Below are 14954 nucleotides of genomic sequence, written 5' to 3' on the forward strand. Positions count from 1 at the left end.
CTTTACAAGAGATGGAGGGCTTGGTCTCATCCTTTCGATGTCTTCGCCAGCATTTCGCTCAGAGTTGCCGCGGAGAGCATGGCTTCGGCCAAAAGCTTTTTGAGCTTCTGGTTCTCTTCCTCCAGCGCTCTCACCCTTCTGGCATAAAGACCGACATTTCCGTACTTCAGGGATTGCCACCGATAGAAGGTCGGCTCGCTGATGCCGTGCTTGTGGCAAACATCCGCTACCGTCACTCCGGCCTGGTGTTCCTTCAGAATGCCCGTAATCTGGTCGTCGTCGAATTTTCGCTTGCCCATCACCGTCTCAGTCCTCGCGAAATGCTCTGTTGAAACTGTCGAGGAGTGGTCTGACGGCATAGAGCGCCACGCTGCTTTTGCCCGTTTCGATCAGAGTCTGCGCGGGCATGCCCGCGATCAGCTCGACATCCTTCATTTTCGCCAACCGCTCGTCCGTTACCCGGATCGTCGCGGCAAAGTAGGGCTGGCCGCTCTGTGCATCGATGAGACGGTCCGCCGAAACATATTCGACCCGGCCTTTCAGGAGCGGAACGCGCCGCTGATTGTATGGAAGAAGGTGAACCTGGGCCTCGAGCCCCGCATGGACGAGATTGATGTCTTCCGGCCTGACGTGGGCAGACACGACAAGGCGATCGGCGTCCGGCAGAAGGTCGACCAGCGGTTCACCCGCGCCGATCACCCCGCCTGGTGTGTGGACCCGCAGGTTCATGATCGTTCCATCTTCGGGAGCGCGGATATAGGTCCTTGAAAGCTGGTCGTCGATCGCCCGCAAGCGCTCGCGCAGTTGCATGATCCGGCTTTCCGTCTCGCGCATGCCTTGGGCGACCTCGCTCAACCGGTCGCTCTCGAGCTTTGCGAGATCGGCCTGTGACTCGCTGATCATCTGGTAGGCGCGGGAGATCTGTGCCTCCACTTGACCCTGCTGGCCATCAAGGTCTGCCTTTTCCTCCGGAGGTTGAGAAGCCTGCTCCTTGTTTCCAGTCCTTTGGCGTTGAGAGCCGTGACCTGTTCCAGTTCCTGGCTCGAGATCGCGGCTCTGTCGGCCAGCGCCGCCTTCTGCGCGCCAAGTCCGACGATTTCCTGCCGCACCTGCGCGATTTTTTCATTGGCGATCTGGATTTCCGCCTGCATGACCCGGCGGCGAGCTTCGAAGATTTTCTGTTGCCCGATCAGAATCGCGCTGACCAGGGGATATTTGGCCATTGCTGCCCTGAGATTCCCAGGATAGGCGACGTGGTCATCACCCGTCTGCTCCGCCAGAAGACGGGCGCGGCTTCCTTCGGCGTCCCAGAGTTGCCCTTGAATGCTGTCGCGCTCCGAGCGAGACTTCGTATCGTCGAGTTCTATCACGATTTGACCGGCTGCAACCGTATCGCCGTTTTGGACGAGGATTCGTCGCACGATCCCGCCTTCCAGATGCTGAATGGTCTTGCGGCTGGATTCCGGTTCGATGATGCCCGATGCGACCGCAGCGCTTTTCAGGGGCGCCAGAACCGACCAGATCCCCAATCCGACGATGAAGACCAGGACCAACAGGTTGCCCGTCCAAACGACACCTCTGAGTCCCGGCATCGGCGAGGGGGCGGCGGGGCCGCGTTGTTTCGCCTCGATCACCGGCAAATAGGCGGTCTGCAGCCTTGTTGTCGCCGGCGACCGTTGAGCCAGCTGCTGACCCGTCCCTGACGAATCTGAAAATCTCGCGCGCGTTGCGTTCAATTGAACAAGGGTCACGGCAGCGTTCCTCCCTATGTTCCTGTTCGAGCCGGCGGTTGAAGATAGGTTTCATAAATCCGCTCGCTGTCGCCGAAGGCGGTCACCGCCCCGTCACGCATGATGGCAATCTTGTTGGTAACAGGCAGAATCCCCATCCGATGCGTTATGATGACGACGGTCATCCCCCTGGACTTCATGCGCTCGATCGCCCTGAACAGCATGCGCTCGCCGTCATAATCCAGGCTCGAATTCGGATCGTCGAGAACGATGAGAGAGGGATTTCCATAGGCCGCCCGTGCCAGTCCCAGCTGTTGGCGCTGCGCTCGCAGGAGCAGATTTCCCCCTTCACCGATTTCGGTCTCGTAGCCCTGCGGTAGTCGCATGATCGCTTCGTGCAATCCAACCAGCTTCGCGGCGTCGATGGCCTTGCCGGGATCTCCACCGTCCAGCCGGCCGATCACATCCTTGATTGCTCCGCCGAAGAGTTCGATGTCCTGCGGCAGGTATCCGACGTGGCGGGTCCCGCCGCATAGGCGCAGAGCCGAGATATCCACCCCCCCGAGAAGAACACAGCCGCTCGTTGCTTGCGCAACGCCTGCCATGATGCGACCCAGCGTCGATTTTCCCGATCCCGATGGGCCGATGAGTGCTACGCAATCGCCTGGCGCCAGGCGCAAGGTGATGCCTGTCAATATCGGCCGATTGGCGAATGGCTTGATATAGCTGACGTTGTCGAGAACGAGGCCGTTGGGCTCCGGGATCGGCACCATTCGGCCATCGCGTTCCGATGCAACTGCTATCAGCATTCTGTTCAGGCGATTGAAGGCATTGCGCGCAAACGTAAAGGCGCGCCATGCACCGATCGCGCCCTCGATCGGTGCAAGCCCGCGCCCGAGCAGCAGGCTCGCGACGAAGATGATCCCGGGACTGCCGCTGTTTATGAGCACCAGCCATGTCGCCGATCCCATCATGAGAATCTGTGCGAGCGTGCGGATCGATTTGGAGAAACCGAGAATGATCTCCGTTCGATGCATCGCGATGTCCTGCGCCCTTCTTGCCATTTCCGCATCGCGATAGACGATCTGCGCTGCGCCATCCTGCATGCCCATTGCCCGGATGATCTCGATGTTTTTAAGGGCGGTCGCAAACCTGAGATAGCTCATCGAAAGGGCAAGATTGGCATGGGCAAGCGGCTCTCGTGTCGCGAGTTCGGTCAGGAACGCAGCCAGCAGAAGAGCAAGTGCGCTCAGAAGACCGATGGTCCCAAGCAGCGGATGAACGAGAAAGAGCAGGAGCAGGAATACGGGCGCCCAGGGAACGTCAAAAAAAAGCGAGCTGGCCGGTGAATCGAGAAACTGGCGTAATGCGGCCAGGTCCCTGTAGCACTCCGTGGCGGCTCCCGTATCGGCGCGAGTGGCATATTCGAATGACGCGGTGAGCACCATGGGCCGCAGTCTGTGGTCCAGCCAGCTGCCGATGCGCGAAAGAGCGGCCCTGCGAACGATATCCAGCATGGACCCGACCAGTACGGCGACGGCGATGATCATCGTCAGCATCAGCAGCGTGTCGGCGCTTCGGCTCGACAGGACCCTGTCATAGATCTGCAGGAGATAGATGGACGGCGCGAGAAGAAAGAGATTGTAGCCGCAGCTATAGAGGAAGACAAACCCGAAGGCTCCGGCACAAGCCCGGAGCGCAATGACGAGCTGTGTCTGCGGGCGCAATGGCTTCATGGAAATCGTTGTCATTATCAGATCTCGCTGTACTTGATACTGATAAGAAGAGGCTGCTTGCTGGTTTGGCAATCCAGGAGGGCCGCCAGCCGAAACCGGCGACCCTCAGGGTCTGAGTTCATGAACCGAGATGGCTGACGTCGATATGGCCGAAGGCGTTTATGAAATGATCCATGTCATTGTTCACTGTCGTCGTTTCGGGATTCGAGTGAACCAATGCCGACGAGATATCGCCGCCCAGAGCGTTGTTTCCGTTGCCGCCGTTGCCGCCGACGCCTGCCAGGATGTTGGCATGCTGATCGGCCACGAGCTGGGTGTATTGCGTCGCGGTCGTAGCCGCAGCCACCGAAGCCGTGTCATGGCCGCTCGTGTTGCCTTGATCGCCGTTGGACTGAGCGTTTCCGCCCGCACCGCCGGCGCCGCTGGTGAGCGATGCCAGGAAGCCGTTCTGGGCCTGGCTGAGGCCACCGGCTCCGCCACCCCCGGCGTCCCAATCTGCCGTCTGCCAAACGTGATCGCCGTTGTGCAGATGGGTCGATGCGCCGTCGACCGTTTGCACGGGGCTGACATAGGCGACCGGGTTGTAGTCAATGTCCCCGTGGTTGTAGCCATTGCCGCCGTTGCCGGCATTCGCGTCACCCGCATCCGGGTTGTTGAGATGAATCGTGTCAGATATCTGTGGAATAGGCATTGATGTCACTCCTCTACTTCGTTTCGTCCGTGTTCCTTTTACGGCGTCCCTTTACGGCGTGGGTATTCAGATGTCACCGCCAGCCAATACAACCGCAAGAGAATATTGCCTGCGATTTAATCCGTGAACTATCTAGATATTCGGCGACGTTCCTTCGGATATATACTTGCAGGCGACGGAACGTTGTTTTGGATTAATACGAAGTGGTTTGCGCGGATAACATGATTACGTCCCACGCTTCGATCGAAGGGGTGGCCTTTCTTGAAGTGGCGCCCGCCTAAGCGACCCGTCTGCTTTCCGAAATTCTGATCAGACTGCGCTTAGCAGCGAGGATCCGGTCGAAGCTCAAAAAACGTCTATGTTCGACCGCGAGAAAGGACCTCTAATCCAAAGGCGGATTGAGTGCTTGCAAACTCGCACAACGGACGCTGCGGTCATGACAGCCAAATGGCTACAGAACTAGCCGACGAGGTATAGACGAATTGCAGGCTCTGCTTTTCTTAACTTCAGATGCACAATGCCTGAACAATTCAGGCTGCGTAGCGCCGCATGCTCGGTGGACGTGCGGTTGACGGCGGAATGGAGACGGTAATGGCGGAAACTCGTCCCTCACTGGAAGACTTGCCCAAGGCGGGCACCGATCAACATCTCGCCTCCACCGTGGCTGCGGGTCATCTGGCATTGGTGCCGACTTGGCTTCCATTGGATGTCGCTTCCGGCCCAAGCTATAATTCAGCCGGGAGCGGTGGTGATGGATTTAGCGAAGGCGTGATCAGCAGCAACGCCTTGGCCGTCTTCATGCCGTCCAACGCCGCTATTGCGGGACCTCATTCGAGTGCCGACGCTTTCCAGGGCAACGATGCGCTCATCAATCAGCATCCCACCGAAATGGCCGGGATAGGCGGGAATGGTGGAAGTGGCAATATTGCCCTTGGCGGTGGCGACAACGCCAGTCATGCCGGCGCCGGTGGCAATGGCGTCTTCTACGGTGGACTCGTAAGCACGGAGGTCGCACTGTTTGCACCCGTGAATACGGCCGTGGCTGCGGGCCCTGGCGCGCAGGCACACTCAGAGCAATCGAACAACGCACTGTTCCTGCAGGGCGCGACCCAGGTGGGCGGCATGGGCGGCTCGGGCGGAGACCATAACGCTGCGGGCCATGGCCCGTCATTGAGCCCGGGAACGTCGCTCACATTTACCGGCGACAATTATGCGGGACACGGCGGCGATGGATATTTCGTCGGCAGCATGGTCGATGTGAGTATAGCCATCTTCTCGCCGATCAACATCGCCATCGGCGCCGCAGGCGGCTCGGCGGAGGCTCATCAGACAAACAATGTCATTTTCGACCAAGGCGCTGTGCAAATCGCCGGCATCGGCGGCAATGGCGGCGGCTTCAACCTGTCCTCGGATACGATTTTTACCGGCAACCATGCGGGCGGCGGTGGCGGGGTCGGATCGTCGACCGGCAGCCTGGTGGACGTCAACTTCGGCTATTTCCATCCCATCAACATTGCCGTTCCCGCCGGCGGGACGGTGGACGCCCAACAGATCGATCATGTTCTCTATGACCAGCATGCGCTCCAACTGGCCGGCATCGCGGGCCACGGCGGAGACGGCAACCTCACCGACGCCCATTCGGCTCTCGTAGACGACATTCTGAGCTTCATGCATAGCTAGACCATGTCGCGCAAAAGTGTTCAGCGGTTTTGCGATGACGACATGCGGAAAATCGTAGAGCTAAAGCGTGGGCCAAGCGCATCCGAAGGATCGCGACACGCTTGAACGAATGGGCTCCTCACTCGCTTTGCCAAGGCTCGACTGCTCAAGGCCGTTCTTCGTGACGACGGGCTCATTAGGCGGCGAACATTCCACCATCACCTCATCCGTATTGTCGCTGATGTCGGCTGCAAGAGCCCGTTACCTCTGGCCGGCTCTCTCGGTCGGGACAGCAATGCCGAGAGCGATTCCGACTGGATTATGCACCATCAGGGCGCAGTTTTCACTAATCATAACGGGTAGTCGGAGATCTTGTGCTTTTTTTACTTTTTGCGTCTGTCGTTTTTCTCTCGGGGTCTGCTGCTGCTTTGAGTAAAGGCGTGAGAACAAAGCATAGCCGTCGGAAGTTATTTGTATTCAATGGTTCTTTTCACGGCGGCTCTGTAGAGGATCTATTGCCTTTTCAGTGCTTTTGAAAGATTTGTTGACCCACTTGCCGTACGTGAATTCAACGAAGGCTTGAAAGCCTGCTGTAACAAGTCGAACCGGCATGTCATCGTGAACAAGCTCTTCAACGTGATCTGCGGGTAACAGTTATCTATCGATGATATCTTATAGACTATAAGAATTATTGTGAGAGGTCGGACTATTGAATTGGCGATACACTCGCTTTTTATCATGACATGTAATGAGAACAGGAATAGTATGGGCGGTTGTTGGGTTGCAAATATTCTGGGAGCACGCAAGTGTCCGACAGTGCTAGAACGAAGCGCCGTACGGGGCGCAATGCACCAACTGTGATCATTATTGAGCATTCGACACTGGCACGCACGACCCTTGTAAAGCTTCTTGAGCGTGAACTCGCCGGGTGGAACTTAATAGATTTGATCTCGACCGAGAGTCTCGATCGAGCTCTTGGATCTGAGGTGCGTTTGATTGTATTGGATCTGGCCGGCAGGGGTGTCGAGAGCACCAGCCTGCGCGATGATCTCGCCGCGATCGCTGCGCGGTTTCCTGAGGCTCCTATCACGTTGCTCTCAGGTACGGATGACGCCATCATAGCCCGTCAGGCGCTCAAGATGGGTATCCGCGGCTTTTTCTCGACTTCACTTGCTGTCGATATTGCCCTTGCCGGTCTTCGTCTCGTTCTGGCAGGGGGAACATTTTTCCCGCAGCTGTTGGGAGCCGCCACAAATGGCTCGACCGAGCTTCCTCCGGCCAGAAATGAGGCCGAAAAAAGCTTGGATGACAGGACGCAGTACCTGGCGCTTGCCGATTTCACGCCCCGGGAAGCAGACGTCCTCGCAGAGTTGCAATGTGGCTTCTCGAACAAGGTCATTGCGGGAAAACTCAATTTGTCGGGGCATACGGTCAAGATGCATTTGCAACACATAATGCGCAAGCTGCAGGCGCAGAACCGCACCGAGGTGGTTGCCCGCCTGGTTCAAAGAGCCGCCGGCGGGCCTGACGTATCGCCGGGTTAAGCGGGGTCGCCGCTATTGAGAGCTGTCTAGAGCATCCGCGGCAGGACGTCCGTTTCGGCCCCTCTATGCTGTAGCCTATGTTTTAGCGCACCAGCCACATGAAGGATAATACAGGCCAGGAGAAGGTAGGCGCCATACCTGTGAAGGGTTTGGAAGACGGCGAACGCGGCGTCGTTCTTGGGCAAAAGCTCCGGAATGTGAGGGATGAAAAAGAAAGGCACGCCATCGCTTTGCGTGAAGCTGCTCGACATGAAATAGCCGAGCAATGGAACAAGCAGTGTCAGCAGGATGATAAGCCGATGCGTCACATGCGACAGGGTTCTTTCCCAGCCAGCCAAGGCTTGAGGTGTGTGGGGCATAGAGGCTTTGTAACGCCAGCGCAGGGCAAGATGCACCAATGCCAGAAGCCAGATCAGGACGCCAAATTGCTTGTGGTTCGGATATAAGAATGACGCTACGTCCATATCGCTTTCTGGAAGCCTGGTCATATACCAACCAGAGGCTATCATTCCCATGATCAGCACGGCACGCAGCCAATGAAGTATCCGAATCGACAGGGGATATTTTGTCGTGCGGCTTTCTGTCGTCTTATCAATCATGGAAGACATCTTTCGTTAGAAGAAAAGTACCATTTAAAATCCGCCGGCCATGGCTGCCCGGAGCGCGTTCTGAAAGTGCCGTTGGGAATGGCTCATAAGGTGAGCCCATTGTTTCCGTTCATTTGAAAACCTGCCGCCAGTTCATATTCCCGCGAAGTCAGTTCCGGACTGACCGCGCATCGCTTTCGTCGCGCCACGCAATCCGCTGACCTGCCGTTTGTCGACGTAGTCACCAATTGTCGCGTCTTTGTGGAGGATATGTGGAGACTCCGTGGATGACTGCGATCACCGGCGTTGATCGCTTGGGGCCCGAGCTCCATGGGACATCAATCAAATCTCCACAAAACGCCAACCCGATCGCCCTATCAGCGGTTCGGTCGCGAAAGCGTTGTCACGATTTTGAATGGAAACTCTCGATGAGCAGCATGTTCCGCTCGTTTATCGCCGCTGTACTTACAGTTCCCGTCGTTTTTCTTTCGGCCTGCAAGGACGAGCAAGCTCAAGCCCAGGCGAACCCGCCTGAAAATGAGGTGGCGGCGCGCGTGAGCGTCCTCACGGTTCAGCCGCGGAAAGTTGTTGTCTTCGACGAATTGCCGGGACGCGTCTCTGCTTTTCGAACGGCCGAGATACGCCCCCAGGTCAGCGGCATCATTCAGAAACGGCTCTTCAACGAGGGAGCGGAAGTAGAACGGAATGAACCGCTGTTCCAGCTCGATGCCGCCCCCTTCTCCGCGGATGTCGAAGCTTCCTCGGCGATACTTGCGCGCATGGAAGCGGAGCTGCTGAACGCGCAGATCAAGTTCGATCGGGCCAAGGTGCTGTCATCCCAAAAAATCCTGAGCGCTGAATCGTTCAACAACGCCACGGCCGCCCTGGCCCAAGCCAAGGCGAATGTTGCAGAAGCAAGGGCCAATCTGACGCGCCGCAAGCTCGAGCTCTCTTATGCGTCCATCAGGAGCCCCATTGCCGGACTGATCGGCCAGGCCTTGATGAGCGAGGGGGGCCTGGCGTCGTCTTCGGCGACAACTCCTCTCGCAGTCGTCCAGCAAATCGACCGCGTCTATGTTGACATCAGGCAATCCTCGATGACCCGGGAAGCGCTGGAGGATCTGGTTTCGGCCGGGGAAAGCGACGACGCGGCCAAACTTCCCGTGCAGATATTTACGGTTGCTGGAAAGCTTTATGACGAGCCTGGCCAGGTGTTGTTTTCGGACATGTCAGTCGATGCCGGCACCGGCAGCGTCGGCATACGTGTCGAAGTCCCCAATCCGAACCGGCAGCTGCTGCCCGGCATGTACATTCGTGCGAAAGTCCCGCGTTCCATCCATCCTGACGCGCTGACGGTACCGCAGGAAGCAGTCCTGCGCGATCCGTCCGGACGACCGCAATTGATCATAGTTGGCGCGGACAAGACCGCCAGCCGGCGCAACGTCCAGGTCGGTTCGCTGGTGGACGGTCAATATATGATTGTCGATGGCCTTTTGGCCGGCGAGACGGTCGTTGTGCTCGGCCACGACCGCATTCAAGGCGGCGTGAAACTGGAGACGGTTCCTTATCGTCCCGTTGCTGCCGTCAACAGAAGCTAAGGAGCGGCCGAAAATGCCGAATTTCTTCATCGACAGGCCGGTTTTCGCCTGGGTTATTGCAATCTTCATCGTGCTTGCCGGGGCCATTTCGATTACGCAGCTGCCGGTCTCCCGCTTTCCGGTGATCGCACCGCCGAGCGTCACCATCTATGCCAGCTATACCGGGGCGACCCCGCAGACGATCAATGACAGCGTCACGAGTCTGATCGAGCGGGAGCTATCGAGCACAAAGAATGTTCTCTACTTCGAATCCTCGTCGGACTCGTCGGGCAGCATCAGCATTACCATAACATTCAGGCCGGGGACCGATCCGGAACTGGCCCAGGTCGACGTGCAGAATCGCCTCAAGGCGATCGAACCCAGGCTTCCGGAGCAAGTTCGTCGGGCTGGTCTGACGGTCGAGGCAGCCTCGTCTGGCTTCCTGATGATCGTCTCGTTGAAGTCGACCAATGGTGAAATCGACCCGCTGGTACTCGATGATTATCTGGTGCGCAACATTTCGCCGGAATTGAAGCGGGTGCCCGGCGTCGGCCGGGTCCAATCGTTCGGGTCGGAAGCCGCCATGAGGGTCTGGATCGATCCGGTTCGGCTGTCCTCCTACTCCATTTCGATGGCCGAGGTGACGCAGGCCATTCAGTCGCAGAATGTTCAGGTCGCTCCGGGCCGGCTTGGCGAGGCGCCCACTGTTCCCGGCCAGAAAGTCAGCATTCCGCTGAGCGTCAATGGACAGTTGCAGACGCCGGAGGAGTTCGCGCAGATCATTCTGCGCTCGAAGCCGGATGGATCGAAACTTACCCTCGGCGATGTCGCCAGGATCGAGATCGGATCGCAGACGACGAGCTTCTCGATCCTCGACGGCGGCAAGCCGGCAACGGCGGCAGCCATCCAGCTCATGCCGGGCGCCAATGCCGTCAGCACCTCGCAAGGCTTGCGCGCCCGCTTATCCGAATTGTCGGCCACCATGCCGCAAGGCCTGAGCTATGCAATCTCCTATGACACCGCTCCCTTTGTGAAGGTGTCGATCCAGAAGGTGGTTCAGACGCTTGCAGAAGCGATGGTTCTCGTCTTCGTCGTCATGCTGCTGTTCCTGCAGAATTTCCGGTACACGCTGATCCCGGCCATCGTCGCTCCCATCGCGCTTTTGGGAACATTCGCGGTGATGCTGGCGATCGGCTATTCGATCAATGTGCTGACGATGTTCGGCATGGTTCTTGCCATCGGCATCATTGTCGACGACGCGATCGTCGTTGTCGAAAATGTCGAGAGGATCATGGTAACCGAACGCCTGTCAGCGCGTGATGCCACCCGCAAGAGCATGAAGGAGATCTCGGGAGCCGTGATCGGCATTACTCTCGTGCTGACGGCCGTGTTCCTTCCCATGGGCATGGCCAGCGGCTCGGTCGGCGCGATCTACCGTCAGTTTACGGTCTCCATGGCTGTTTCGATCCTGTTTTCCGCGTTCCTGGCGCTGAGCCTGACCCCGGCTCTCTGCGCGACGTTGTTAAAACAGATGGCGTTAGACCATCACGAACGCCAGGGTTTCTTTGCATGGTTCAACCGCGGCTTCGAGCGGCTCACTGGACGATATGCCAAGTGGGTGTCCGGCCTGATTTCCAATCGCGTCCGGGTGATGCTCGCCTATATCGCGATCATTGCGACACTCGCCTATGGTTACAACGTTCTTCCGACGGCGTTCACGCCCGAGGAGGACCAGGGCTCCTTCATGACCTCGTTTACGCTTCCGGCTGAGGCGACGGCCGAGCGGACCCGGGGGATTGTCGATCTGTTCGAACGCCATGTCGCGACCCGGCCGGACGTCGACAACAACTTGACCATCATGGGCTTCGGTTTCTCCGGCTCGGGAACGAACACCGCCATGTCCTTCACGACGTTGAAAGATTGGAATGAACGCAAATCGAGCGTAGACGAAGAAATCCTCGCCGCGACGACAGCGATGTCAGCGGCCGAAGAAGGGCAGATCGTCAGCTTGAAGCCGCCGGCAATCGATGAACTGGGTGCAACGGATGGCTTTGCCTTGAGGCTTCAGGACCGTGCCAACCACGGCATGGCGGCGCTTCTCGCGGCCTCCGAGCGGCTGGTTCAATTGGCGGCCAAGAGCAAGCTGGTCAACGATGTCCGTGTCGATGGCCTGCCGGATGGCTCGAGCGTTACTCTGCGGATCGATCGTCAGAAGGCGAGCGCGCTGGGCGTTCCGTATTCAACCGTCAGCGAGACGCTCGGCGCCGCGATCGGCTCGACCTATATCAACGACTTTCCGAATTCCGGCCGTCTTCAGCAGGTTGTCCTCCAGGCAGAAGCATCAAGCCGCATGCAGGTGGATGATGTCCTGAAACTGCAGGTGCGCAACGATAGCGGCGGGATGGTTTCTCTATCCGAGATCGTGGTCCCGGAATGGTCGACCATTCCGTTACAGCTGACCCGATACAATGGATATCCGTCGATCAGCATCTCCGGCACTGCGGCCTCCGGTGTTTCGAGCGGCAGCGCCATGCAGGAAATGGAAAAGCTTGCCTCTGAGCTGCCAAATGGTTTCACGGTCGAATGGACCGGGCAATCCTTGCAGGAGAGACAATCCGGTGCGCAGGCACCCATGCTCGTCGCCCTGTCATTCCTGGTCGTGTTTCTCGTCCTGGCGGCTCTCTATGAAAGCTGGAGAATTCCCCTTTCCGTCATGCTCGTGGTGCCTCTGGGTATCCTCGGAGCCGTCATTGCCGTTCATCTAAGGGGATTGGAGAACGACATCTTCTTCAAAGTCGGGCTGATCACGCTCATCGGTCTTTCCGCCAAGAATGCGGTGCTGATCGTCGAGTTCGCGAGGAAGCTTCAGGAAGATGGAAAAGGCCTGGCGGACGCTGTGGTTGAAGCATCCCGCCTTCGGCTGCGGCCTATCGTGATGACCTCCCTAGCCTTCACGCTCGGCATCGTCCCCATGGTCATCGCCAAGGGTGCCAGCTCCGAAACGCAGAACGCAATCGGCACCGGACTTATGGGCGGCATGATTTCGGCCACGGTGCTGGCGGTGCTTTTCGTGCCAGTGTTTTGCGTTCTCATCATGAAGCGCCGGCATCCGAATGAGCGCGTGGTTTCCGAATATAAAGAGGCAGCAGCGTGAGAAGGTCGAGGCGTCCGGACGGCGTTCTGGAGGGCTCTGGGCGCTGGAGGTCCGCCTCACAGGCATAGGCGCCTGCCAACAGCAAGCCTAAAGCGGAACCCGGCGGCGATCGTTCCCGCCGACATTCTCGACTGGTACGCTTTCCACGAGGGTTGGATAGGCCCTTATAAAGTCCGTGCCATACTGAACGTGGCTCCAGATCACTATTTTGGAAAAAAGGACAGCAATCATCGCCGCCATAATGCAGAAGACGATCAATCGTCTGGCCAAGATGAAATTTTCCATGCAGGCACGATCAACCAGCAGCGTTGCGCTTTCGTCGAAGGTTCGTGGTGACTTGGTGGATCGGATTGGAATGTGGGGTGGGGATGCTGTGTTGTGATTTGGTGGAGCCTCGGTGGAGGCTTCGTGCACAACCGTCGGAAGCTGTTGACCGGTTATGCCTCCCTGCATCAGATGGCGTCCAAGGAGCTTTCAATGGACAACGCACTCATACTGATTATCGAAGACGAGCCTGAAATCTCGGAAATCCTCGAGCGATATTTCGAGCGAGAAGGTTTTCGCGTGGTTTCCGCCGGAGATGGGGAGACGGGATTGTCGCATCACCAGAGGCTCCGGCCGGATCTCGTTGTTCTGGATGTGAACCTGCCTCGCATGGACGGCTATGGCGTGCTTGCGGCGATCCGGCAGAGAGGGGATACGCCGGTTATCATGGCAACGGCCCTTGCAGACGATCTGGATAAACTCCAGGCGCTTCGTGGCGGGGCAGATGATTACGTGGTCAAGCCGTTCAATCCGTTGGAAGTTGTCGCGCGAGCCAAAGCGGTGCTGCGACGGACAACGGCAAGCTCCGCAAATAAGGTGATCCGGGTTGGCGGGTTGAGCGTAGATCCGATCGCGTTCATTGCGACAGTCGAGACCCCTGCGGGCCGGAACATCCTCCAATTGACGAGGACTGAATTCAGAATTCTTGAGTATATGGCCGCCTCACCCAATCGGGCGTTCGAACGGGGCGAGATCGTCGATGCATGTCTGCCTGAGGGCGATGCCCTCGACCGGACGGTCGATAGTCACATGAGCAAACTTCGACGAAAACTTGAGTTGGCCGGCGCCGGCAGCCTCCTCAGTGGCGTACGTGGAGTAGGATATCGGCTTGGCGACTTCAGTTAAGAGCAGCTTGAACAAACAGATCGTCTGGTCGATGACGATCGTGGCGTTCGTCGCCGCCGGAATCATGTTTTTCGGATTTCTGGCCTATGTGTCCGTGCTCGATTGGTTTTTCCCAAACGCCGAAGATTCGACCGATTGGACCCCCACGGACTTCGTTGTCCTCGGGCTTATGATTGCGATCGGGCAGGCCGTCGCGGCCTATGTGGGATGGCGGCTGTCCCGCAGGCTCGTCGTTCCGCTCACGGCTGTGACCGAAGCAGCCCGATCAATTGCCGCTGGAGATTTCGCCGGTCGCGCTCAAACCGCGGGCAGCTTTGGCGAGGTGGATCGCTTGATCAGGGACTTCAATCAGATGGCGGAGCAATTGCAGCGGGCTGAACAGGAATTACAATATTCCAATTCTGCCATCGCCCACGAACTGCGCACGCCTCTGACGATCCTGCGCGGACGCATGCAGGGGCTGGCGGATGGCGTGTTTGAGCCTAGCCCGGCGCTATTTCAAAGCCTGATCGGGCAGATCGAAAGCCTGACGCGCATCGTCGATGATCTAAAAACACTTTCATTGATGAATGCCGGCCGAATGGAATTGCAGCTCACCGAATTCGAGCTGGCTTCCGAGGTCGAGGATGTTCTCGATTCCGTTCGCCCCTCGCTTTCGAACGCCGGCATCACCGTTACCTCGGACACGCAAACCATCTGGGTGAGGGCGGACAGGACGAGAGTGCGGCAGGTCGTGCTGGCGCTACTGGACAACGCTCGCCGATATGCGCCCGGATCGGTCGTGGTGCTGCAGACATACGAGAAGCAGGGCAATTGGATAGTCAGCGTTTCCGACTCCGGGGCCGGGATGACGGATGCCGAGTTCGAGAAGGCCTTCGAAAGGTTCTGGAGAGCCGAAAGCGCCCGCACAAGGTCCAGCGGAGGTTCAGGTCTCGGCCTTGCCGTCGTCAAGGCGATCGCCGAAGCCCATGGCGGAGGGGCAACGATCGCCCGTAGCGAGACCGGGGGACTGGCCGTGAAACTGTCTCTTCCAGCGGCTTGAAAGTAAGCATCCCGGGCTAACGAGGCCGCCCACGGCGAGGCGGCCTTCATCGCGCCGCCCGCCG

General features: G+C 58.2%; 10 protein-coding genes and 2 pseudogenes. 6 read left to right on the forward strand and 6 right to left on the reverse strand.

Annotation, left to right across the window (positions count from 1 at the left end):
* Positions 1 to 41: 41 nt before the first annotated feature.
* The 4 genes and pseudogenes from NE852_RS03565 to NE852_RS03580 all read right to left on the reverse strand — a co-directional run.
* A pseudogene (locus NE852_RS03565) lies at positions 42 to 299 on the reverse strand (transposase); the annotation flags it as partial.
* A 7-nt stretch (positions 300 to 306) separates the two neighbouring features.
* A pseudogene (locus NE852_RS03570) lies at positions 307 to 1751 on the reverse strand (HlyD family type I secretion periplasmic adaptor subunit).
* A 14-nt stretch (positions 1752 to 1765) separates the two neighbouring features.
* Positions 1766 to 3481, reverse strand: a complete 1716-nt coding sequence (locus NE852_RS03575) for a type I secretion system permease/ATPase (protein ID WP_008524035.1) — start codon at positions 3479 to 3481, stop codon at positions 1766 to 1768.
* A 103-nt stretch (positions 3482 to 3584) separates the two neighbouring features.
* Positions 3585 to 4157, reverse strand: a complete 573-nt coding sequence (locus NE852_RS03580) for a hypothetical protein (RefSeq protein ID WP_008524034.1) — start codon at positions 4155 to 4157, stop codon at positions 3585 to 3587.
* Positions 4158 to 4748: 591 nt separating this feature from the next.
* Here NE852_RS03580 and NE852_RS03585 point away from each other — a divergent pair.
* Positions 4749 to 5837, forward strand: a complete 1089-nt coding sequence (locus NE852_RS03585) for a hypothetical protein (protein ID WP_008524033.1) — start codon at positions 4749 to 4751, stop codon at positions 5835 to 5837.
* A gap of 785 nt (positions 5838 to 6622) precedes the next feature.
* The gene (locus tag NE852_RS03590) at positions 6623 to 7360 is read left to right on the forward strand and encodes a response regulator transcription factor (protein WP_205621926.1); all 738 of its coding nucleotides are present in this window, start codon (positions 6623 to 6625) and stop codon (positions 7358 to 7360) included.
* A gap of 26 nt (positions 7361 to 7386) precedes the next feature.
* Here NE852_RS03590 and NE852_RS03595 read toward each other — a convergent pair whose 3' ends face one another.
* A complete protein-coding gene (locus NE852_RS03595; protein ID WP_008524029.1) occupies positions 7387 to 7959 on the reverse strand; it encodes a cytochrome b in 573 nt (190 codons plus the stop codon).
* 275 nt (positions 7960 to 8234) lie between these two features.
* Between NE852_RS03595 and NE852_RS03600 the strand changes: the two genes are divergently transcribed.
* Together NE852_RS03600 and NE852_RS03605 are read left to right on the forward strand one after the other, a co-directional pair.
* Entirely contained in the window at positions 8235 to 9545 is a 1311-nt protein-coding gene (locus tag NE852_RS03600; RefSeq protein ID WP_245270538.1) for an efflux RND transporter periplasmic adaptor subunit, read from the forward strand.
* Between the two features lie 13 nt (positions 9546 to 9558).
* Positions 9559 to 12678 (forward strand): multidrug efflux RND transporter permease subunit, encoded by a 3120-nt coding sequence (locus NE852_RS03605; protein WP_008524026.1) that lies wholly within the window; start codon positions 9559 to 9561, stop codon positions 12676 to 12678.
* 87 nt (positions 12679 to 12765) lie between these two features.
* On the opposite strand, the gene NE852_RS03610 is transcribed toward NE852_RS03605, so the two are convergent.
* A complete protein-coding gene (locus tag NE852_RS03610) occupies positions 12766 to 13131 on the reverse strand; it encodes a hypothetical protein (RefSeq protein ID WP_128623504.1) in 366 nt (121 codons plus the stop codon).
* A 24-nt stretch (positions 13132 to 13155) separates the two neighbouring features.
* On the opposite strand from NE852_RS03610, the gene NE852_RS03615 reads away from it, so the two are divergent.
* On the forward strand, positions 13156 to 13848 hold the full coding sequence (locus tag NE852_RS03615) for a response regulator (protein WP_037170822.1): 693 nt from the start codon (positions 13156 to 13158) through the stop codon (positions 13846 to 13848).
* Positions 13832 to 14890, forward strand: a complete 1059-nt coding sequence (locus NE852_RS03620) for an ATP-binding protein (RefSeq protein ID WP_052034544.1) — start codon at positions 13832 to 13834, stop codon at positions 14888 to 14890. The genes NE852_RS03615 and NE852_RS03620 overlap by 17 nt, the downstream gene beginning before the upstream one ends.
* Positions 14891 to 14954 lie beyond the last annotated feature (64 nt).

This window comes from Rhizobium sp. Pop5 (assembly GCF_024721175.1).
Classification (GTDB): domain Bacteria; phylum Pseudomonadota; class Alphaproteobacteria; order Rhizobiales; family Rhizobiaceae; genus Rhizobium.

Bases quoted from the DNA above. Each gene is read 5' to 3' on its own strand.
- NE852_RS03575 (WP_008524035.1), bottom strand. From the start codon at position 3,481: ATGACAACGATTTCCATGAAGCCATTGCGCCCGCAGACACAGCTCGTC.
- NE852_RS03580 (WP_008524034.1), bottom strand. From the start codon at position 4,157: ATGCCTATTCCACAGATATCTGACACGATTCATCTCAACAACCCGGAT.
- NE852_RS03585 (WP_008524033.1), top strand. From the start codon at position 4,749: ATGGCGGAAACTCGTCCCTCACTGGAAGACTTGCCCAAGGCGGGCACC.
- NE852_RS03595 (WP_008524029.1), bottom strand. From the start codon at position 7,959: ATGATTGATAAGACGACAGAAAGCCGCACGACAAAATATCCCCTGTCG.
- NE852_RS03600 (WP_245270538.1), top strand. From the start codon at position 8,235: ATGACTGCGATCACCGGCGTTGATCGCTTGGGGCCCGAGCTCCATGGG.
- NE852_RS03605 (WP_008524026.1), top strand. From the start codon at position 9,559: ATGCCGAATTTCTTCATCGACAGGCCGGTTTTCGCCTGGGTTATTGCA.
- NE852_RS03610 (WP_128623504.1), bottom strand. From the start codon at position 13,131: ATGCAGGGAGGCATAACCGGTCAACAGCTTCCGACGGTTGTGCACGAA.
- NE852_RS03615 (WP_037170822.1), top strand. From the start codon at position 13,156: ATGGACAACGCACTCATACTGATTATCGAAGACGAGCCTGAAATCTCG.